This window comes from Ensifer sp. GW101-20A05, from assembly GCF_059424735.1.
Genome location: NZ_JBWKZT010000002.1, coordinates 840,869 through 861,547 on the forward strand (window position 1 = coordinate 840,869; position 20,679 = coordinate 861,547).

18 protein-coding genes are annotated in these 20,679 nt (G+C 63.2%); 4 read left to right on the top strand and 14 right to left on the bottom strand.

Annotated features, from left to right (window positions below; translation table 11 throughout):
* Positions 1–64 precede the first annotated feature (64 nt).
* A complete protein-coding gene (locus AC070A_RS08935) occupies positions 65–1,507 on the top strand; it encodes an aminotransferase-like domain-containing protein (RefSeq protein WP_492383841.1) in 1,443 nt (480 codons plus the stop codon).
* Positions 1,508–1,842: 335 nt separating this feature from the next.
* On the top strand, positions 1,843–2,883 hold the full coding sequence (locus tag AC070A_RS08940) for a glutamine synthetase beta-grasp domain-containing protein (RefSeq protein WP_112994101.1): 1,041 nt from the start codon (positions 1,843–1,845) through the stop codon (positions 2,881–2,883).
* A 135-nt stretch (positions 2,884–3,018) separates the two neighbouring features.
* On the opposite strand, the gene AC070A_RS08945 is transcribed toward AC070A_RS08940, so the two are convergent.
* From AC070A_RS08945 to AC070A_RS08985, 9 genes are all read right to left on the bottom strand, one after another.
* Positions 3,019–3,927: an ABC transporter ATP-binding protein gene (locus AC070A_RS08945; protein WP_113132975.1), complete on the bottom strand. Its 909-nt coding sequence runs from the start codon at positions 3,925–3,927 to the stop codon at positions 3,019–3,021.
* Positions 3,924–4,727, bottom strand: a complete 804-nt coding sequence (locus AC070A_RS08950) for an ABC transporter ATP-binding protein (protein WP_057255490.1) — start codon at positions 4,725–4,727, stop codon at positions 3,924–3,926. Before AC070A_RS08950 ends, AC070A_RS08945 begins: the two co-directional genes overlap by 4 nt.
* Entirely contained in the window at positions 4,724–5,614 is an 891-nt protein-coding gene (locus tag AC070A_RS08955) for an ABC transporter permease (protein WP_492383843.1), read from the bottom strand. Before AC070A_RS08955 ends, AC070A_RS08950 begins: the two co-directional genes overlap by 4 nt.
* 1 nt (position 5,615) lies before the next feature.
* On the bottom strand, positions 5,616–6,593 hold the full coding sequence (locus tag AC070A_RS08960) for an ABC transporter permease (protein WP_057255563.1): 978 nt from the start codon (positions 6,591–6,593) through the stop codon (positions 5,616–5,618).
* 191 nt (positions 6,594–6,784) lie between these two features.
* Entirely contained in the window at positions 6,785–8,434 is a 1,650-nt protein-coding gene (locus AC070A_RS08965; protein WP_112994103.1) for an ABC transporter substrate-binding protein, read from the bottom strand.
* A 29-nt stretch (positions 8,435–8,463) separates the two neighbouring features.
* Positions 8,464–9,486, bottom strand: coding sequence for a glycoside hydrolase family 3 N-terminal domain-containing protein (locus AC070A_RS08970; protein WP_112994104.1), 1,023 nt, complete (start codon positions 9,484–9,486; stop codon positions 8,464–8,466).
* 22 nt (positions 9,487–9,508) lie between these two features.
* Positions 9,509–9,988 (bottom strand): GNAT family N-acetyltransferase, encoded by a 480-nt coding sequence (locus AC070A_RS08975; protein WP_057255493.1) that lies wholly within the window; start codon positions 9,986–9,988, stop codon positions 9,509–9,511.
* Positions 9,989–10,453: 465 nt separating this feature from the next.
* A complete protein-coding gene (locus AC070A_RS08980) occupies positions 10,454–10,822 on the bottom strand; it encodes a YbaN family protein (protein WP_057255494.1) in 369 nt (122 codons plus the stop codon).
* A gap of 19 nt (positions 10,823–10,841) precedes the next feature.
* The gene (locus AC070A_RS08985) at positions 10,842–11,531 is read right to left on the bottom strand and encodes a DUF2161 domain-containing phosphodiesterase (RefSeq protein ID WP_112994105.1); all 690 of its coding nucleotides are present in this window, start codon (positions 11,529–11,531) and stop codon (positions 10,842–10,844) included.
* 251 nt (positions 11,532–11,782) lie between these two features.
* Between AC070A_RS08985 and AC070A_RS08990 the strand changes: the two genes are divergently transcribed.
* Together AC070A_RS08990 and AC070A_RS08995 are read left to right on the top strand one after the other, a co-directional pair.
* Positions 11,783–13,135, top strand: coding sequence for an NfeD family protein (locus AC070A_RS08990; protein WP_057255496.1), 1,353 nt, complete (start codon positions 11,783–11,785; stop codon positions 13,133–13,135).
* A 54-nt stretch (positions 13,136–13,189) separates the two neighbouring features.
* Positions 13,190–13,969 (top strand): slipin family protein, encoded by a 780-nt coding sequence (locus AC070A_RS08995; protein WP_057255497.1) that lies wholly within the window; start codon positions 13,190–13,192, stop codon positions 13,967–13,969.
* Positions 13,970–13,984: 15 nt separating this feature from the next.
* Here the strand turns inward: AC070A_RS08995 and AC070A_RS09000 are convergent, their stop codons facing one another.
* The 5 genes from AC070A_RS09000 to AC070A_RS09020 form a co-directional block, all read right to left on the bottom strand.
* Entirely contained in the window at positions 13,985–14,797 is an 813-nt protein-coding gene (locus tag AC070A_RS09000) for an inositol monophosphatase family protein (protein WP_112947880.1), read from the bottom strand.
* Positions 14,798–14,830: 33 nt separating this feature from the next.
* The gene (locus AC070A_RS09005; RefSeq protein WP_492384394.1) at positions 14,831–15,892 is read right to left on the bottom strand and encodes an ABC transporter ATP-binding protein; all 1,062 of its coding nucleotides are present in this window, start codon (positions 15,890–15,892) and stop codon (positions 14,831–14,833) included.
* 8 nt (positions 15,893–15,900) lie between these two features.
* Entirely contained in the window at positions 15,901–18,138 is a 2,238-nt protein-coding gene (locus AC070A_RS09010; protein WP_492383844.1) for an ABC transporter permease, read from the bottom strand.
* Between the two features lie 130 nt (positions 18,139–18,268).
* Complete coding sequence (locus AC070A_RS09015; protein ID WP_113132972.1) at positions 18,269–19,294, bottom strand: ABC transporter substrate-binding protein; 1,026 nt, start codon at positions 19,292–19,294, stop codon at positions 18,269–18,271.
* 175 nt (positions 19,295–19,469) lie between these two features.
* Complete coding sequence (locus AC070A_RS09020) at positions 19,470–20,492, bottom strand: ABC transporter substrate-binding protein (protein WP_309140572.1); 1,023 nt, start codon at positions 20,490–20,492, stop codon at positions 19,470–19,472.
* Positions 20,493–20,679: the final 187 nt, after the last annotated feature.

Below are 20,679 nucleotides of genomic sequence, written 5' to 3' on the forward strand. Positions count from 1 at the left end.
GCCTGTATCGGCCGAGGAGGGTGGTCTTGCCAGAGACAATGCGGTACAGTTTTGCCAAACTGTAATGGACGATTGGGCAGTACGGATGACAATGCTGGAGCTTGGGATCGGCAGCGAAACGCTGCTCGAAGGCGTGATGGCGACGATCCGACAGCGGATCTCGGGGCGCGTTCTCACACCCGGCGCGAAGCTTCCGTCCATCCGCGCCTTCGCCAAGACCATGCGTGTTTCCAAGTCGACGGTCGTCGAGGCCTATGAGCGGCTGGTGGCGGAAGGCGTCATTCGCTCGAAACCGGGCGCGGGTTTCTTTGTCTCGGCGCCGCTGGCGCCCTTGTCGCTGGCCGAGATTGGGCCGCGGCTCGACCGGGCCGTCGATCCGCTCTGGGTGTCGCGCCAGGCGCTGGAAACGGGCGACAACGTGCTGAAACCGGGCTGTGGCTGGTTGCCGCCGACCTGGATGCCGGAGACGGCTATTCGCCGCGCGCTCAAGTCCGCAGCCAGGCTGGAGGCGAGCGGGCTGACGGACTATGGAACGCCGCTCGGTCATCGGCCGCTGTGCCAGCTTCTGGCGCGACGTCTCGGCGAACATGGGGTCGAGGCGTCACCCGATCAGATCATCCTGACGGAATCGGGAACGCAGGCGATCGACCTTCTCTGTCGCTTCCTGCTCGAACCCGGCGATACGGTCGTGGTCGACGATCCCTGCTATTTCAATTTCCATGCCTTGCTGCGCGCCCACCGGGCTGAGGTGGTGAGCGTGCCCTATACGCCCTCGGGGCCCGATCTGGAAAAATTCGCCGAGGTGCTGACGGCGCATCGGCCGCGGCTCTACATCACCAATTCCGCTCTCCATAACCCGACAGGCGCCACACTCTCTCCTGTCGTCGCCCATCGGCTGCTCAAGCTTGCCGAGCAGGCGGGGCTGACGATCATCGAGGATGATATCTTCGCGGATTTCGAGCATACGCCGGCGCCACGGCTCGCCGCCTTCGACGGGCTCGATCGTGTCGTACAGATCGGCAGCTTTTCCAAGACCCTCTCCGCCTCGATGCGCTGCGGCTTCATCGCCGCGCCGCGCGACTGGATCGAAGGGCTCATCGACCTGAAGATCGCCACCACCTTCGGCGGGCCGAGCCTTGCGGCGGAGCTGGTTTTTTCGATGCTCAAGGATGGCAGTTATCGCAAGCACATGGAGGCGCTGCGCCAGCGTCTGGCGCGCGGCATGAGCGAGACGGCGGCGCGGCTCGGTGCCATCGGCATCAAGCCATGGATCGAGCCGCAGGCCGGGATGTTCCTCTGGTGCCGTTTGCCCGATGGTGTCGATGCGGCCGACGTGGCACAGAAGGCGCTACAGCGGGAGATCGTGCTGGCGCCCGGCAACGTCTTTTCCCATGCCGGCACGGCCAACGGCTTCATGCGCTTCAACGTCTCCCAATGCGAGGATGAGCGGCTTTTCGAAATTCTGCCCCTGATCATGCGCCAATGCGGTGTCGGGCGCGCAGGCTGAGCAGACCGGAGTGCTGAAGGCGATTGCTCGTTTTAGAGGCAATCGCCGGCGATTGCTGGGGAAGGGCCGTTGATCTCAGCCTTGCCACTTTGCTTTGCCGCGGAGTTGGGCAGGTTTTGCCTATTTTTTGCGCAACTCGCTTTTTCCTTGCGCTGTTGCTTCTGCTCGCCGGGCCTCCTGCCTGCGACCAAAGGCAAATTTCTCTGGATTTTCGGCGTTGAACCCGAGTTGGCACGATTAATGCTTCTTAACGGGCATCGGTCGTCGGGCAGCCGATCTGGATTGCCCAGCCGCTTCGGAACCCAGCCATTCCTGGCGTCATGTGAGAGAACGAAATGACAAAGTTTAAGCTCGAATACATCTGGCTCGACGGTTACAAGCCCACCCCGAACCTGCGCGGCAAGACCTTGATCAAGGAATTCGATGCTTTTCCGACGCTTGAGCAGCTGCCGTTCTGGGGCTTCGACGGGTCCTCGACGATGCAGGCCGAAGGCAGCAGCTCTGACTGCGTTCTGAAGCCGGTTGCCGTTTATCCGGATCCGGAGCGCAAGAACGGCGTTCTGGTTCTCTGCGAAGTCATGATGCCCGATGGCACGACCCCGCATCCGTCCAACACCCGCGCCTCCATCCTCGACGACGAAGGCGCCTGGTTCGGCTTCGAGCAGGAGTATTTCTTCTATCAGAACGGCCGCCCGCTCGGTTTCCCGGAAGCCGGCTTCCCCGCGCCGCAAGGCCCCTATTACTGCGGCGTCGGTTTCAGCAATGTCGGCGATGTTGCCCGCAAGGTCGTCGAAGAGCACCTCGACATCTGCCTGGCTGCCGGCATCAACCATGAAGGCATCAACGCAGAAGTCGCCAAGGGCCAGTGGGAATTCCAGGTGTTCGGCAAGGGCTCGCGCAAGGCCGCCGACGAAATCTGGCTCGCCCGCTACCTGCTGCAGCGCCTGACGGAAAAATACGGCATCGACGTCGAATACCACTGCAAGCCGCTCGGCGACACCGACTGGAACGGCTCGGGCATGCACGCCAACTTCTCGACCGAATACATGCGCACAGTCGGCGGCAAGGACTATTTCGAAAACCTGATGGCTGCCTTTGCCGAAGCCCGCGCCGACCACATCGCCGTCTACGGTCCTGATAACCACATGCGCCTGACCGGCAAGCACGAAACCGCTTCGATCCACCAGTTCAGCTACGGCGTTGCTGACCGTGGCGCTTCGATCCGCGTTCCGCATAGCTTCGTCAACAACGGTTACCGCGGTTACCTCGAAGATCGCCGCCCGAACTCCAAGGGCGACCCCTACCAGATCGCTTCGCAGATCCTGAAGACGATCTCGACAGTGCCGACCGACGTCGCAAAGCGCGAAGCCGCCTGATTTTCCCTTGCCCGGCGCATACGAGGGCGCCGGGCAAACTCGACTATGTCGCGCCTCTCGCGACGACAAACAAAAACGCCCTGCGGATTGCGGGGCGTTTTTTGTTTTGGAGCGATGCGCGCGTGGTTCCGAGCTTTAGACCGCGCGCACGAAATGATCGGGTTCCACTTCGCGAATCGACTCTTGCGTCGCTGCCGAGCGGCGGCGTGTCTCGTCTGCCTCGGAGGCGCTGACTTGCGCGTTCGGATCGTCGAAGCGGATGTCGGGGTCGGGAACGGCCGAGAGCAACAGCTTGGTATAGGGATGGGCCGGATTGTCGATGACCTTGCCGGTATTTCCCCATTCGACGATCTGGCCGGCATACATCACCGCGATATCCTCGGCCACATAGCGGGCGGTCGCGATGTCGTGGGTGATGTAGAGCAGGCCGAGGTTCATCTCGCGCTTCATTTCGCTGAGCAGATTGAGCACGCCGAGGCGCACGGAAACGTCGAGCATCGAGGTCGGCTCGTCGGCGACGATGACCTCGGGCTTTGCCGCGAGTGCGCGGGCGATGTTGACGCGCTGGCGCTGACCGCCCGAGAGTTCGTGCGGGTACTTCGGCGCGACGATATCGGGATCGAGCTTCACTTGCCGCAGGAGCGCCTTGATCTCCTCCGCGATTGCGGCGCCCTTGATGTCGGGGCGATGCAGCATCAGCGGCCGCTTCAGATGATAGGCGATCGTGTGGGCCGGGTTGAGCGAGGCGAACGGATCCTGGAAGATCATCTGCACCGATCGGCGATAGTCGGCGTTCTCCTTGCTTTCCGCTGAAACGATGGGCTTGCCCTTGAAGAGCAGCCGCCCTTCGCTCGGTTCGTATTCGCGCATGGCGATGCGGGCGCAGGTGGTCTTACCGCTGCCGGATTCGCCGACGACGGCGAGCGCCCGTCCCGTATGGAGCGAAAAAGAAATCGACCGCGCGGCACGCACGGCGCCCGGTCCGTTGCCAAAGGTCTTGCTGACCTTGTCCAAGGTCAAAATGGGTGCGGATGTGCCGGTCATCGAAGAACGCCTCCATGCAGCGAGGGAAAGGAGGCCCAGAGCTTCTTCGTGTAGTCGTGTTCGGGCGTCCGGTAGATGGTGTCGGCGGTGCCCTGTTCGACCAGCTTGCCGGCAAGCATGATGCCGATGCGGTCGCAGAACTGCACCATCAGCCCGAGGTCGTGGGTGATGAAGAGCACGGCGAAGCCGAGCTTGCGCCGGAGCTCGTTGATGCGCTGCAGGATTTCGCGCTGAACGACGACGTCAAGCGCCGTCGTCGGTTCGTCCATGACGATGAGGCGCGGATCGAGCGCCAGGCAGATGGCAATCACGATGCGCTGGCGCATGCCGCCGGAAAACTGGTGCGGATAGTCGCGCATCCGGTCCGGCGAAATATCGACGAGCCGCAGCATTTCTGCAGTGCGGTCACGCGCAGCGGCCCGGCTTATGCCCTTATGTGTCTTCAAGACGTCGTAGAACTGCTGCTCGATGCGCAACACCGGGTTCAGCGAGTTCATCGCGCTCTGGAACACCATCGCCACCTCGCGCCAGCGGAAATCGGCAAGGCCCTTATGGTCGAGATCGAGCACGTTGCGGCCGTCGAGCAGGATGGCGCTCTCCTTGCGGATCAGCGCCGGCGGCCTGTGCAGCCGGCTAATGGCAAAGGCGATCGTGCTCTTGCCGCAGCCGGATTCTCCGGCAAGGCCGAAGACTTCCCCGGGCGCAACGTCGAAGCTGACGTCGTCGACGGCGCGGAAGTCGTTGGTCTCGCCGATATAGTCGATGGTCAGGTTTTTGACCGAAAGCAATGGCGCTGTCACAGGCGGCCCTCCCCGGAACGGATAAGGGCCGACCAGCGGCCGAGGCGGTTGCCGGTGCGCAGCCGCGGATTGGCGATCTCATCGACGGCGAAGTTGAGCAGCGACAGGCCAATGCCGAGGAAGGCGAGCGCGAAGCAGGGCGTCAGGATGTCCCACCAGGCGCCGACCGAAAGGGCAGAGGCCTTCTGGGCGCCATAGAGCATAGTGCCCCAGGAAACGACCTTGGGATCGCCAAGGCCGAGGAACTCGAGCGTTGCCTGGGTGATGATCGCAAAGATCACGCTGCCGATGAAGTTGATGCCGACAATCGAAATCAAGTTGGGGAAGATCTCGAAGGTCATGATGCGCCAGCGCGGCTCACCCATCATCTCGGCGGATTTCACATAGTCCTTCTGCTTGACCGAGAGCGTTTCGGCGCGGGTGACGCGTGCGCCCCAGGCCCAAGAGGTGCCGCCGAGAATAAGCGCGATGACCCACGGGCTCGCCTGGCCGATGAAGGCGGCGAGCACGAGCAGCAGCGGCAGGTTTGGGACGACGAGCACCATGTTGGTGAAGAAGCTGATGACTTCGTCGACCTTGCCGCCGCGGTAGCCGGCGATGATGCCGAGCGCGGTGCCGACGGCGGTGATCAAAAGGCCGGCGCCGAAACCGACCGCAAGCGAGGTACGAGCGCCATAGATCAGGCGTGCGAAGACGTCCTGGCCGATGCGGGTGGTTCCGAGCCAATGGTCGAGCGACGGCGCCTGGTGCGGCCGGCCGACGCGGGCGCTCGGGTCGTAGGTAGTCAGCAGCGGGGCGGCGATCGCCACGAGCACAATGAAGGCGACGATCAGCGCGCCGACCATGGCCTTGCGATTGTGGATCAGCGGGAAGGAGGAGGTCTTCATGTCAAGCCCTCTTCAGTCGCGGGTCGAGCAGCACATAGCTGATGTCGACGACGAAGTTGGCGACGAGCATCGTGGCGGTCATGATCAGAAGCTGTCCCTGGATGACGGGGTAATCGCGGGCGAGGATAGCCTGGTAGAGAATGTTGCCGAGACCGGGGTAGTTGAACACGACCTCGGTCACCAGCGAGCCGCCAAGCACCGTGCCGATGGCAATAGCAAGGCTCGAAACGGTCGGCAGCAGCGCGTTGCGCGCGGCATACCAGAGCATCACGCGGGTGTCGGAAAGCCCCTTCGCGCGGGCCATGACGATATAGTCCTCGCCGAGCAGGTTGATCATGTTGTTGCGCATGGTCACGGCGAAGCCGCCTGTCAGAACGGCGCAGAGCGTCAGCATCGGCAGCAAGCCGTGATAGATGACGCTACCGAAATAGGTGAGCGAGAAAGCCGGATCGAGCGCCGGATCGGCGGCATAACCGGTCGGAAACCAGCCGAGGGTGAAGCCGAAGGTGAAGACGACGATCAGCGAGGTGACGACGGCCGGCACCGAGGTCGCGAAGATCGCGCCGACGGAAACGATGACGTCGAAGAGGCTGCCGCGTCGCCAGGCGGCAAGAATGCCGAGGAAGGTGCCGAGCGCGAAGCTTACCAGCGTCGCCGTGCCCATCAGCCCCACGGTCCAGACGAGCGCATTGCCGAGAACCGTCGTCACCGGCAGCGGGAAATACTTGATCGAGCGACCGAGATCGCCGCTGAAGATGCTGCCGAGATAGGTGAGGTACTGCTGCCAGAGCGGGCCGTCGACGAAGCCGAAGGTCAGTTTCAGGGCCTGCAGGCTTTCGGGCGGCAACTCGGCGCCGGCGCTCGAAAACATGATCTGCACCGGATCGCCGGGCATCAGCCGCGGCAGGAAGAAGTTGATCGTCGCCGCGGCGACGAAGGCCGCCAGGTAGAAGCACAGGCGGCGTAGCAGAAAGGCCATCGGGAACTCCATCGACTGCGGCCGCCGCATGTGGGCGTCAGGCGGCAGGGCTGTCTTTTTGTCGGACCGTCCGAACGAGCAAAAGCCAGGACGGTCGCGTGGCGGACGAAGGGCGTCCGCCACTGTTTCCGGATCAAGACAAGGCGCCCTCCCGGAGCATCGTCCGTGAGAGCGCCGCGCCTGCGATCGGGTTACTTCACCGGTTCAAGCGCCAGCAGGTGCAGGAGACGCGCCGGGTTGTTGCGGGTGATCGACGGGTTGACGAAGGGGTTTTCCGCCGTCGCCCAGCCCTTGAAGCGCTTAGTGTTGTACTGGTACCAGTTCGGGTTGTTGAATACCGGCATCATGGGCATGTTCTCGGCGACGACGCGTTGTGCCTTGTTCATCGCTTCCTTCTGCTTGATCGGGTCAGCGGTCTGGGTGAACTCCGTCAGCAGAGCCTCGACGTCCGGATTGAACCAGCGCTGCGCGGTGAAGCGGGTCTTGCCCTTGTCCGAAGCGCTGAAGGCGCGCTTGTAAGGGTAGTAGGGCGAGGCCGATGCCGGCAGGCTGTTGATCGCCGCGTCGAAGGTGCCGTTGATGAGGTTACCGGTCCAGACAGCCTCTTCCGGCGTCTCGATCTTGGCGTCGAGGCCGACCGCCTGCAGGCCTTCGGCCGCGATCGTCACCGTGTCGATCCAGTCGGTCCAGGAGCTCGGCACAATGATCGAGAAGGCGATCTTGCTGCCATCCGGGTTGTCGCGGAAGCCGTCGCCGTCCTTGTCGGCATAGCCGGCTTCGTCGAGCAGCGCCTTGGCGGCGTCGGCATCGTACTTGCCGTATTTACCGAAGTCGGCCGCAACCGACGGATCGGCCCAGCTCTTGTAAAGTTCGCCCATGCCGGCCGGGTCTTCGTTGAGCGTCGGATAGCCGTAGCCGGCGACGTCAACCATGGTGCCGCGGTCGAGCGCCATCGAGGCGGCGCGGCGGAACTTCACGTCGTTGAAGGCCTTACGATTGTTCTCGTTCGCGGTTTCCTGGTTGAACAGGAAGGCGACCATGCTGCTTGGCGAGTACCAGAAGTGATAGTGCTCCGGGTCCTTGGCGACATAGACGTTCTCGATATCCGGGATGAAGGAAACGCCCCAGTCGAGCGTGCCGGAGGCCGTCGCCGTCAGGATCTGGTTGTTGTCGGCGAGCTGCGGGAAGCGCACGCAGTCGATCTTCAATGTTGCGGCATCCCAATAATGCGGGTTGCGGCACTGGTCGTAGGTCTGGCCGGTAAAGCGCGGGATCTCGGTCAGCGGGCCGCTGCCGACGGGCGTCTCGTTGGCGAAGGTCACCGGCTCGGCGATGTCCTTCCAGACATGCTCCGGAACGATCGGCAGCTGCGCCAGCTGCTCGGCTGCGAGCGAGCTCGGATTGGCGAGCATGAAGCGCACCGTCTCAGCATCCACGGCCTCGACGCCGGTGATGAAGGTCCAGATGCTGACGAAATCAAGCGCCGGGAACTTCTTCAGATAGTCGTAGGTGAACTTGACGTCGGTCGCCGTCAGCGGCTTGCCGTCCGACCACTTCAGGTTCGGCCGAAGCTTGAACTCGATCGACTTCAGGTCGTCGGCAAGCTTGAAGCTTTCAGCCAGGCGAAAGACCGGCTTGTTGCCGTCGAAGCGATTGAAGACGACGAGCGGCTCGTAGATGAAATCGAGCGTGCTCTGGCGCGCCGAGGTCTGATTGAACGGGTTGAAGTTGCGTACCCAGGTGGTCGCCGGCTCGATGTTGGCGGTGAGCACGGTCTGGGCGGCCGCCGGGCCGGCGAGGAGGGCAAGCGCGGTGGCTGCGCCGAGAATGGATTTTTTCACGGTAGTTCCCCTTTTGATTTTCGGATTGGTCAGGCGACGAGGGCGCTGTTGAACATGTCCTCGACTTCCGCATGGGCCGCGCGCACGTCGACCTTCAGCGTGCCGAGACGGGCCTTGCCGGCGTCGATCCGCTTCTGGGCGGCGGCGGTCAGCGGACTTGCCGCCTTGGCTGCCGCTTCGCTTTCAGCGAGCGTGCCGTGGCTGTGGAGCGCAATGTCGAAACCGGCGTCGAGCACCTGGCGGACACGCTCTGGCAGCGTACCGCGAAGCGATTCCATGAAGATGCAATCGGAAACGAGAACGCCGTCGTAGCCCATGTTGTTGCGGATGACGTCGTGCATGACCGGCGAGATGGATGCCGGCAGCTCCTTGTCGAAAGCGGAATAGACGACATGGGCGACCATGGCCCAGGGCGTGTCGCGAAGTGCTACGAAGGGCTTGAAGTCGGTAGCGGTCAGCGTCTCGCGCGAAGCATCGACGATGGGCCGCTCCTTGTGCGAATCGAGCGTCGCCCGGCCGTGGCCCGGGATGTGCTTCATGACCGGCATGTTGCCGGTCTCAAGCAGGCCATCGACTACCTCACGGCCGAGCGCTGCGATGAAGTCCGGATCGGCGCCGAAGGAGCGGGCGCCGATCACCGAGCTGGTGGTTGCAAAAACGAGGTCGAGCACCGGCGAGCAGCCGCTCGTGAGACCAAGTTCGCTCATCATCGTGCCCATGGCCTGGCTCGAAAGGCGAAGCGCCTTCTTGCCGAGGGCGACATCGCGGCGGGCGAGCTCGGCGAACTCGCCGAAGGAGCGAAACAGCGGCCAGGGGCCGGCGTCGAGATGCTGGACGCGGCCGCCTTCCTGGTCGGTGAAGACGGGGGCATCTTCGCGGCCAACCGCTTCGCGAAAGCGTTCGATCAGCGCCCTTGTCTGCGCGGGTTCGCGCTGGTTGCGGCGGCCGACGAACAGGCCGAGCGGATTGGTTTCGCGGAACAGAGCGAACTCGTCGTCGGAAAGTGTGGGATTGGGAATGCCGACAAAGAGGGCAAGCGGGGTCGAGGACATTGGGAGGCTCCGATAGTGGAAATTACTTGGAAGGGCGGCGCAGCATGCCCTGGTAGATCCCCTTGTCGGGGGCCGGGATCGGCACGGCGCCGACGGTCTTTGCGTAGAAATCGACGGGGCCGGCATCGCCGATGAAGGCATAGGCGTGGCCAAGGGTCTTCATGGTGTCGAGACAACTGGAGAGCAGCGCCACGCCGATACCCTTGCCACGGCTTGCGGGATCGACGCCCGTCGGGCCGAAAAAGCCCGGCGCCGTCGTGTCATAGCAGGCAAAGCCGACCAGCTTGCCGTCGTCCACGGCAATGAGGCATGCCACGGGGCGGCGCGTGAAGGCGACAGCCACCTCGCTTGCCCAGGTCTCGCTGAAATTCTCCCGCACCCAATCAATGACCAGGCGCATTTCCGGCGGCAAGGCGGGCCGAATGGTCGCCTTGTCGGTTTCGGTTCTTCGCTCGAGTTCGCCAAGGATCGGCGAATACAAGCTCACCAGCATGTCAGGCATGTGCTCCTCCACGTATTCCGTTATTAAGGAATTGCTGCCTTTGTAATGCAATAGATGGAGCCAACCCGACCGGCTTGTCAATCGCCAATCGCCAGATTCGCGGTGCTATCCTCTTTTCGCGCCATCAGACGTCGACCGATGAAACGTTCCAGCGGTGCAGCCTAGGACCGCGTATCCCGGCCGGCCTCGGGTGCATGGCTGCGGTAGCGGTGCCGGAAAAATGGCGGCCAAAAGAGCCGAGCAAAGCGCTTCGCTCTGAAGATTGCACGTTTGTACAACTTTGTTCTTGGGTTGTTCGAAATATATCTTGATTTACAAAAACACTAAGTATGAATATTCGCGCTCTCATGAAGTGCATGCTTAAGAAGAGCTCGCCATTTTCGATCGCGACCAAGTATTTCCTGAGAAGAAAAGTATTGTTTTTCTGCGTGGGCGGCGCAGGTTCTTGTCCCGCTGCCTTTATGGCTACTCCGCCGGACGCGTCAGGATGAACAGCGCAGGAAGCGCCATCGACGCCGCGACGATCGCGGCCAGCGTCAGGCTTGGATTGCCGAAGAAAACGAAGAGTCCGAAGCTAGCGGCCATCAGGCTGACCGCACCGGTTTTGGCGCGCTTGGAGATGGCGCCCTTTTCACGCCATAGCCGCAGCGAGGCCCCGAAGACGCGGTGATTGAGCAGCCATTGCTCCAATCGCGGCGAAGCGCGAGCGAAGAGGCCCGCCGCCAAAAGCAAGAACGGAGTCGTCGGCAGGACGGGGAGGAAGGCGCCGATGACACCCAACCCGACCATCAGCCATGCAATACCAAGACAGAGGATACGAAGGGCGGGGTTCATACGATGGCTCCGGTGAGCGTCATGCTTCGGATGTCTCGACGATCGGCGTCGTGGCCGCCTCGCTCGGCGGCCAGCGGCGAAGCGCCTCGGCTCCCAGCTCCGTCAGGGCATAGATGCCGCGGTCGATCCGCTCGAACCAACCATAGACGTTGCTGAGCAGGATCTTGGCGGCATCCGGTGCGACCGGGCGAAGGTCGCGCGGGCGCTGCTGGCCGCTCTGCAGGGCGGCCGCACAGGCAAGCGCCTGCTGCCGATAGGCGGTCATGATCGGCGAACGGGTGGCACCGCCGGCGGTCGGGTCGCCCTTGCGGCGGCGGTGCTCGCTGATCAGGCGCGACCGCTTCCTGTTGTTCTTGCGAGGCATTACCGCGGAGGCTGCGAGAATGACGTCGACCATGCCATTGTCGGCGACCGCCAGCATGCCGAATCCGAGCCTGCGGCAGAGATCGCGGAACCGGCGATCGCTCTCCCGCCCCTTGCCTTTGGCCGAGACACGGGCGGCGATCCACACCTCGTCGCCGGCGGTGGCGCGGTCGACGGCCTGCAGGATCAGCTCGAGATTGAAGCTCAGCTTGAGCTCGCAGATGACGACAAGCGGCGGCTCGTCATCGCTGAGCGCCACCATGTCGCAGCCGCCGATCTCGCCCTTGACGCTGTAGCCGCGGGTTTCGAGAAAGCTCTTGATCGGCTGATAGAGGGTCGTCTCCAAACCCGGGAATCCTGTTCTGGTCGAAATCGGGGAGGCTCAAGCAGTGACGCATCATTGCGAAAGGAGACTAGCAGATAACCCCGATCGCCGGACTTGTCATCACGTCGCAGCAGGAAGGAGGGCTGACCTCGTTGCTCCGAGGATCCAACCGATGCAGTAGCAACCTCGCTTCGTCCTAACCTTGTGTTGTGCTATTATTCTCGAATGGACTCCTCTTCGGAGGCGTCGGGCATGCGAGGTTTTGACGACGGATGTTGCGAATCCTCACGCTGTTGTTTGTTTTGATCTCGTCATTCGCGTTTCCAGCTTCGCCGCAGGCCGAAAACGATCGGGTCGCCTTGGTGCTGCATGTCAACGGCGCCATCGGCCCGGCCACGGCCGAATATGTCAGGCGCGGCTTGACGAAGGCGGAACAGCGCCGCCTTCCGCTGGTGGTCTTGCAGATGGATACACCCGGAGGTCTCGACACGTCGATGCGCGAGATTATCCGCGCGATCCTCGCTTCCCCCGTGCCCGTTGCAAGCTACGTTGCGCCGAGCGGCGCGCGTGCGGCGAGCGCCGGCACCTATATCCTCTATGCCAGCCACATCGCGGCCATGGCGCCGGGAACGAACCTCGGGGCGGCGACGCCGATTGCGATCGGTGGTGACATGTTCGGTCAGGGGAAGGATGGCGATACCAGCAAGGACGGCGGCAAGCAGCCGGCGGCTCAGAACGCCGCCGAGGCGAAGCTCGTCAATGATGCCGTGGCCTATATCCGAGGACTGGCCGAACTGCGCGGGCGCAATGCCGACTGGGCCGAGAAGGCGGTGCGCGAGGCTGCAAGCCTCTCGGCCGAAGCGGCCGTCAGGGAGAAGGTCGTCGATTTCACCGCCGCCACCGTCGCCGATCTCTTGCAGCAGGCAAACGGGCGCTCCGTGCAAGCGGGGCAACAGGAGATCGTGCTCGATACGGCGGCGCTTGCCGTCGAGGACTTCGTGCCCGACTGGCGCACCAGGCTGCTTTCGGTCGTTACCGATCCCAATATCGCGGTCATCCTGATGATGATCGGCATTTACGGTTTGATCTTCGAGTTCCTGTCTCCGGGGTCGGTGGCGCCGGGCACCATCGGCGGCATCAGCCTGTTGCTTGGGCTCTATGCGCTTTCGGTGCTACCCGTCAGCTACGCCGGCATCGGACTGATCCTGCTTGGCATCGGCCTGATGGTTGCCGAGGCGCATTCGCCGTCTTTCGGCGTGCTCGGCGCCGGTGGCAGCGTTTCACTGGTTCTGGGCGCGGCAATCCTCTTCGACACGGATACGCCGGGCCTGCAGGTCTCCTGGTCCGTGCTGGCGGCGCTTGCCGTCGCAAGCTTCGGCTTCAGCCTGCTGGTCGCACGGCTGGCCTTCAGCTCACGCCACCACGCGGTGGTGACCGGCGGCGAACAGATGATCGGGATTGCGGGCAAGGTCGATAGTTGGACAGGCGCCGCCGGCTACGTCATCGCCCATGGCGAACGCTGGCAGGCGGTGAGCACGGAAACGCTGTCGAGAGGTGAAGATGTGAAGGTTGTCGGGCGGAACGGACTGACGCTCGAAGTGGTGCGCGAAGGTCAAAAGGCATAGCGCTCCGCGGGTCCTATGGGCGCAGGCGAAAGCGTCCGGAATGGAGGAATGGTCATGGACATGTTTGGGAGCCTCGCTCCTCTTGCCGCGTTGTTGGTGCTTGTCATTCTCGTTATCGCCTATTCGATCCGGATCCTGCGTGAATACGAGCGCGGGGTGATCTTCACGCTCGGGCGGTTCACCGGCGTCAAGGGACCGGGGCTGATCCTGCTGGTGCCCTATGTGCAGCAGATGGTGCGGGTCGATCTCAGGACCCGGGTGCTGGACGTGCCGAGCCAGGACGTGATCTCCCATGACAACGTTTCGGTCCGCGTCAGCGCTGTGATCTATTTCCGGGTCATCGATGCGGAAAAATCGACGATCCAGGTCGAAGACTTCATGATGGCGACGAGCCAACTGGCGCAGACCACCCTGCGCTCGGTGCTCGGCAAACACGATCTCGACGAGATGCTGGCGGAGCGGGACCGGCTGAACGAAGACATCCAGAAAATCCTCGACAGCCAGACGGATGCCTGGGGCATTAAGGTCGCGACCGTGGAAATCAAACATGTCGACATCAACGAGAGCATGATCCGCGCGATCGCCCGCCAGGCCGAGGCCGAGCGCGAACGGCGCGCCAAGGTGATCAATGCCGAGGGCGAGCAGCAGGCTGCCGCCAAGCTGCTCGAGGCTGCCGAGATCCTGTCCAAGCAGCCTCAGGCGATGCAACTGCGCTATCTGAGCACGCTCAACGTCCTTGCGGGCGAGAAGAATTCAACTGTCATCTTCCCGTTCCCCATGGAGCTCGGCCGCCTGTTCGGGCTAAAGGCCGACAAGCCGCCCGGTCAAACGTGAGCGCCGCGAAGGCGCTCAGGCCGCCGCCGTTTCAAGATTGGCGACCTTCATGAGGTCGTCGACTGCGCCGGGCGCAGCCGCCAAGACCGGAGACCAATGCGTCAAAGCCTCGCCGCGCGTCGGGAAGGGCAATGTCCAGCCGCCGGCTTCGTTCACCAGGCAGTAGCCACCGAGGCAATCCCAGGCATGCATATAGGGCTCGTAGTAACCGACGAGGCGACCGGCGGCGACATAGGCGATCATCAGCGCACCGGAGCCGTTGCGCATGAAGTTGCCGCCATTCGAAAGCAGACGCTCGACGATGGCACCCATCTCGCCGGGTTTCACCTGATCGTTGGCGCCAAGCCCGGTGACGGCGTTGCGGATCGTGCGCGTGCCGTCGAGGCGAAGCGGCTTGCCGTTCAGCGTCGCGCCGCGGCCCGTTGCCGCCGCGTAGACTTCCTGATGGCAGGGCGCGTGGATCACGCCGATGACGGGCTTCTCCGCATGCACGACGGCGATCGAGACGCACCAGTTCGGCATGCCGTTGACGAAGGGCGTGGTACCGTCGATCGGATCGAGCACCCAGGTAAAGCCGGATGTGCCGTCGAGAAGACCATGCTCCTCGCCAAGCACGCCATCATCCGGAAACGCGGCGGCGATCTTGTCGCGGATCAGGGTCTCGACGTTGCGATCGGCGATCGAGACGACGTCGTGAGCGTCGCGCTTGGTTTCGATGACAAGCGTTTCCCGCTTCAGGAAATAGTCGTAGGCGAGCCGACCGGCCTCCTCCGCCATGGATTTGGCAAGCGCGAACCGGGCGTCGAGGCCGGCAATTTCAGCAGTCATGCAAGTGTCCTTCTCGTATCCAGTTGTAAAAAATCATGCGTCAATCAAAGCGAGGCCCCGGTTGCGGAAACCGATCGCGACCTCCGTTGCCGGAGATAACATGTCCTCGACCGCCTGATCGACAACAAACAGGAGACCGGTTGCCGTTTCGACCTCGTATTCGACATGGCCGCCGAGATAGGCGGCGCTGCTGATCGTGCCGGAAAGGGCTGCGCCCTTGGCCGGCGTCAGGGTCACCGCATTGGGACGCACCGCGAGCTTGGCCGGGCCGGGCCGCGTGTTCCTCGACGGCAGGCGGTGTTCGAGGCCGCCGACGCGGATCGTCGCCTGGCCAGCTTCGGCGGCGGTGACCTCGCAAGGCAGCACATTGGCCTCGCCCATGAAGTCGGCGATGAAGGTCGAGGCGGGCGTCTCGTAGAGATCGCGCGGTGCTCCTTCCTGCGCGATCGCACCATCCTTCATGACGATGATGTGGTCGGAAACGGCAAGCGCCTCGTCCTGGTCGTGGGTGACGTAGACCGCGGTGAAGCCAAGCCGCTGCTGCAACTCGCGGATTTCCGTGCGCACCTTGCGGCGCAGGCGCGCATCGAGGTTCGACAGCGGCTCGTCCAGCAGCAGCACTTGCGGTTCGAGCACGAGGGCGCGGGCGACGGCGACACGTTGCTGCTGTCCGCCGGATAGCTCGGCGGGAAGCCGCTGGCCGAGGCCGCCAAGGCCGACGAGTTGCAGGCCTTCCTCGGCGCGCTCGCGCGCCTCCTTCTTCTTGATGCCGGAGGATTCGAGGCCATAGGCGACATTGTCGAGCGCCGACATGTGCGGGAAGAGCGCATAGGACTGGAACACCATCGAGACGTCGCGCTCATTGGCCGGCAGCATGGTCACGTCCTTGCCGCCGATCAGGATCTTGCCGGCGGACGGGTGTTCGAGGCCGGCAAGCATGCGCAGCGTTGTCGTCTTGCCGCAGCCGGAAGGCCCAAGCAGGGTCACGAGCGTACCGGGCTCGATGGTGAGCGACAGGTCGTGGATGGCGGTGAAGGCACCGAACTGCTTGCGCACGTTCTGAAAGACGACCGAGCCGGTGCGCGGGTTGCTCATGGGTGTGCTCATGCGGTTTTCTCCTGGGAGATGGTGGTGGCGGACGAACGCGCCGGAGCGGCACTGAGGACGCGGTTTTCGCGCCTTAGCTTGCGTTCGCCGACAAGCAGTTGCAGGCCGGTGATGACGGTGATCATCACCAGGATGAGGGCCGAGGAATAGGCGATCGCAACACCGAACTCGCCGTTTTCGACAAGGCCGACGATATAGGCGGTGGCCATGTTGTATTCGGCACTGACGAGGAAGACGACGGCGCTGATCGAGGTGATCGCCCGGACGAAGGAATAGACGAGCGCTGCGACGATCGCCGGCCGCAAGAGCGGCAGGATGACCTTGCGCAGCGTCCGGAGGCTCGTTGCCCGAAGCGTCAGTGACGCCTCGTCGAGGCTCTTGTCGAGTTGGCTCATCGCCGCAATGCCGCCGCGCACGCCGACCGGCATGTTGCGGAAGACGAAGCAGGCGACGAGGATCAGTGCCGTGCCGGTCATTTCGAGCGGCGGCAGGTTGAAGGCGATGATGTAGCTGATACCGATGACGGTGCCGGGAATGGCAAAGCTCAGCATCAGCGCGAACTCGAAGACGTCACGGCCGGCAAAGCGCTGGCGCACGATAAGATAGGCGGTCAGCAGGCCGACGAGTGCTGTCAGGGGTGCTGCAATCAGCGAGATTTCCATGGTCGTCCAGAAAGAGTTCCAGGCGACACCGGTCCAGGCGATCGCGCCGTCGGCAAACGAGATCGAGAAGGCCTTGGCGTAGTGGTCGAGGGTCAGCGAATTGTCGAGGCCCCAGGTCTTCACGAAACCGCCGAAGAGGATCATGCCGTAGACGACGACGGTGAAGATCATCCACGGGATGACGATCGCGTGAACGCCGATCGACAGCGAGCGCGGAAGGGCGCTATGGGCGCCGGAATCGCCCTTGCCGGTGACGGTCGAATAGTTCTTGCCGGCGAGCCAGTAGCGTTGAGCCAAAAAGGCCGAGAGCGTGAAGCAGAGCAGGATGATCGCGAGAACCGCTGCGCGGGATGGATCGTTCTGGGCGCCGACGACGGCGAAGAAGATCTCGGTCGAAAGCACGCCGTGGCTGCCGCCGAGCACGAGCGGATTGCCGAAATCGGCCATGCTTTCGATGAAGCCGATGAGGAAGGCGTTGGCGAGGCCTGGTTTCATCAGCGGCAGCGAGACGTTCCAGAAAGTGCGCCAGCGATCGGCCCGGAGCGTCTGCGACGCCTCTTCCATCGACGGGCTGACGCCCTCGACGACGCCGATCAGCACGAGGAAGGAGATCGGCGTGAAGGAGAGAACCTGGGCGATCCAGATGCCGGTAAGGCCGTAGAGCCAGCGGCCGGGCTCGATGCCGAAGGCATCGGACAGAAACTCGGTGACGACGCCGGCGCGGCCGAAGAGCAGCGTCAGCGCCAGGCCGATGACGAAGGGCGGGGTAATGATCGGCAGGATAGTCAGGAGCCGCATGCCCTTCTTGAAGGGAAAGCGCGTGCGGGTGGCCACAAGCGCGAAGGCAAGGCCAAGGAGCGTCGAGCCTGATGCGGTCATCAGCGCTAGCCACAGGGTGCGCCAGGCGACGCCGCAGCGGCCTTCGCCGATGACGCAGCCCAGGCTCCAGATCGAGCCGTCGTGGATGTTGCGAATGAAACCGTCAGGCTTGAACGAGCCGTCGAAATCCTGGACGGAAGCTGCGAACATGCTGCCGACCGGATAGAAGACGAAGACGATGACAAGGGAAACGAGCAGCGAAATCGCCGCAACGATGAAGGCGTCGCCCTTGAGCACGCCACGCTCCGCAAGCCCGAAGGCGAAGAGCAACACGAAGGTGAGTGCCGCGATCACGGCGCCGGCGCCCATCGAGGGTTGACCGTCGGAGAGAGGGCCGAACAGGGCCTCGGTGATCGTCCAGGTCCAGCCGGTGAAACCGATCGCCAGTCCCTGAAGCGCGAGAAAAACGACACCGGCGGCGCCGGCGATCGCGAGCACCAATCCGCGGCGGCCAGGGTCGCGGATAAAGCGTGCTGCCGCCGAGACGGCCAAGAGCAGAAACGCCACGCCAAGCCAGGCGCGGCCATGGGCGAAGATCTGTGCCAGGCCGGGGGCGACGGCGGGGTCGAATGGGAAGCTGGCGAGCCATCCAAGGCCGAAGAAGCCACCTTCGATGCGATACCAGGGGACCAGCAGGAAAGCGGCCAGTCCGAGCCCGAGTGTCAAGTCGAGCCTGCGGTTGCGATGTTCCATGACGGTCCTCGCGTGATTTGAGATGAAAATGGTGCGCCGTTGGGCCCGATTCAGAGATCGGAGCCGACAAACGGGCGTCTATGCCAGGCGGTGCCGGCCGGATCGCTTTTCCGGCCGGCTGATCCTGCGATCAGTTGGCGCTTGCGCCCACTTCGCGATCCCAGCGCTCAAGCAGCGCCTTGCGCTTCTCGGCGTCGCCGAAAGTGGCGAAGTCGTAGTCGATCAGCTTGATGTCCTCGAACTTCGGTGCTTCCTTCGGCACTTCGGCCGATTTGTTGGACGGGAGCTGGAAGGACTTGGCCTCCTTCATGCGCGACTGCACGTCGGGCTTCAGAGCCCAGTCATACCAGGCCTTGGCATTGTCCAGGTTCTTGGCGCCGCGAATGATCGACATCGAGCCGATCTCGTAGCCGGTGCCTTCGCAGGGCGCGATCGACTTGACCGGGAAGCCTTCGGCGGTCTGGGCGACGGCGTCGTGCATGAAGACGATGCCGAGGCCGGCTTCGCCGCGCGCCGCCGCCTTCACCGGTGCGGAACCCGACTTGGTATATTGCGCAATGTTGCCGTTGAGCTTCTTCAGATAGTCGAAGGCCTGGTCCTCGCCCATGATCTGCACCAGCGAGGCGAGCGCGGTATAGGCGGTGCCGGAAGAGTTCGGGTTCGCCATCTGGATCTCGCCCTTCAGCGAGGCGTCGAGCAGGTCGGCCCAGCACTTCGGTTCCTTCAGGCCCTTCTTTGAGAAGATCTCGGTGTTGTAGCCCCAGCCGAGCGCGCCGGCATAGACGCCGACCGTGCGATAGCCCGAGCCTTCAGCCTGCTTCTTCGCCCAATCCTGAAGCTGATCGAGCAACGGCGACTTGTATTCGAGCGTCAGGCCATCGGAGGCCGCCTGCAGATGCGGGTCGCCGGTGCCGGCCCACCAGATATCGGTCTTCGGGTTGCGGGCTTCGGCGCGGATCTTGGCATAGGTCTCGCCGGACGACAGGCGAACCATGTTGACCTTGATGCCGGTCTCCTTCTGGAAATCGCCGGTCATCTGCTCGCAGATCACCACGTCTGCCGAGCAGATGAGGTTGAGGCTGCCGGCGGCTTGAGCCGGCAGCGCGGCGAGCGCCGTGCCGGCAAAAAGCATGAGGGAAAGGGTCGTTGTTTTCATTGGGGCATCCTCCTGTTGCCTTGGTTTATGCGGGCGCGAACGAGACACGGCGCGGCCATCGGCCTGCCCGCCGGGCAGCACGTTCACGGTTTCGGATTTGTGGTTTGCTGGAGCGAGATGAGGATAAGTCTGTGCGGTTTTCCGCTCGCACCTCGCTCAAGTTTATTCGGCCCGGTCAGTTCGTCGTGGTGATCTCCGCGTCGAACCTTTTGAGCAATCGACTTCGTTCTTCCGGCGAGCCGAAGGTGGCGAAGTCGTAATCCACCATTTTGATCATCGAGATATCGGGTGCGGCGAGCGGCAGGTTCGAGCGCGCATTGGACGGCACCTGGTTCTGTCCGGAGGCCGCCCCCGTACCCTGACCCTCCGGGCTCAAGGCGAAATCGACGAAGCTTTTCGCGGCCTCCAGATGCCGAGCACCCTTGACGATGCTGACGGCGCCGATCTCGTAGCCGGTGCCCTCGCAGGGTGCGACGATAACGAGCGGCGAGCCCGCCTGCTTCTGCGTGACGGCGTCGTGCATGAAGGAAATGCCGATCAGCGTTTCGCCGCGCGCCGCCGCCTTCACCGGAGCGGAGCCGGCCGTCGTGTATTGGTCGATGTTGCGATTGAGCGCGGACAGGAAACGGAAGGCTTCGTCTTCGCCGAAAAGCTGTACAAGGGTTGCAAGCGTGGTGAAAGCGGTGCCGGAGGAATTCGGATTGCCGCTGCGGATGCGGCCGCGATAGGCGTTGTCCGCAAGATCCTTCCAGCAGGTCGGTGCTGGCAGCTTCAGCGCATGCAGAAGATCGGCATTGTAGGCAAAGCCAAGCGCCCCGGCATAGATACCCGCCGAACGGCCGCCGGAAATGGCGAAGAAGTTCTGCGCCCAGGGCAGCATGTCGCGTTCATGCGCCGGCTTGTAGGGTTCGAGCAGGTTCTCGGATCCGGCCTGCAGATGGGTGTCGCCCGTGCCGCCCCACCAGACATCGACGGTCGGCGCGTCTTTCTCGGCCCGCAGCTGGTTGAGGATGTCGCCGGTGCTCTTGCGGGTCATCGAGATTTCGAGGCCGGACTTCGTCTCGAACGCCGTCTTCATCGTCGCGCACCACGCTTCGTCGACACCGCACAGCACGGTGAGTGCCGGCGCCGTCATGCCTGTTGTGGCGGTGCACAGCCACAGGGCCACGCACCCGCCGATAGCGGTGATGCCTCTCACGATGTCCTCCCATTTGGAACGCTGCCGTTCCAATCTCCGCAGTCAGGATGTCGATATTCCCCGCCTGCCGCAATCGGAGAATGGTTACCGTTCTTACAGCCTTGGGCGCTCTCCGCGGTTTCAAAATTACAAAGATTACAAATATGACAAATCACATAATGTGAGCTGCTTTGAACATTGGGACGGC

Coding starts and splice junctions, on each gene's coding strand:
- AC070A_RS08935 (WP_492383841.1), top strand. CDS start 65: ATGGACGATTGGGCAGTACGGATGACAATGCTGGAGCTTGGGATCGGC.
- AC070A_RS08940 (WP_112994101.1), top strand. CDS start 1,843: ATGACAAAGTTTAAGCTCGAATACATCTGGCTCGACGGTTACAAGCCC.
- AC070A_RS08945 (WP_113132975.1), bottom strand. CDS start 3,927: ATGACCGGCACATCCGCACCCATTTTGACCTTGGACAAGGTCAGCAAG.
- AC070A_RS08955 (WP_492383843.1), bottom strand. CDS start 5,614: ATGAAGACCTCCTCCTTCCCGCTGATCCACAATCGCAAGGCCATGGTC.
- AC070A_RS08960 (WP_057255563.1), bottom strand. CDS start 6,593: ATGGCCTTTCTGCTACGCCGCCTGTGCTTCTACCTGGCGGCCTTCGTC.
- AC070A_RS08970 (WP_112994104.1), bottom strand. CDS start 9,486: ATGTCCTCGACCCCGCTTGCCCTCTTTGTCGGCATTCCCAATCCCACA.
- AC070A_RS08975 (WP_057255493.1), bottom strand. CDS start 9,988: ATGCCTGACATGCTGGTGAGCTTGTATTCGCCGATCCTTGGCGAACTC.
- AC070A_RS08980 (WP_057255494.1), bottom strand. CDS start 10,822: ATGAACCCCGCCCTTCGTATCCTCTGTCTTGGTATTGCATGGCTGATG.
- AC070A_RS08990 (WP_057255496.1), top strand. CDS start 11,783: ATGTTGCGAATCCTCACGCTGTTGTTTGTTTTGATCTCGTCATTCGCG.
- AC070A_RS08995 (WP_057255497.1), top strand. CDS start 13,190: ATGGACATGTTTGGGAGCCTCGCTCCTCTTGCCGCGTTGTTGGTGCTT.
- AC070A_RS09000 (WP_112947880.1), bottom strand. CDS start 14,797: ATGACTGCTGAAATTGCCGGCCTCGACGCCCGGTTCGCGCTTGCCAAA.
- AC070A_RS09005 (WP_492384394.1), bottom strand. CDS start 15,892: ATGAGCAACCCGCGCACCGGCTCGGTCGTCTTTCAGAACGTGCGCAAG.
- AC070A_RS09010 (WP_492383844.1), bottom strand. CDS start 18,138: ATGGAACATCGCAACCGCAGGCTCGACTTGACACTCGGGCTCGGACTG.
- AC070A_RS09015 (WP_113132972.1), bottom strand. CDS start 19,294: ATGAAAACAACGACCCTTTCCCTCATGCTTTTTGCCGGCACGGCGCTC.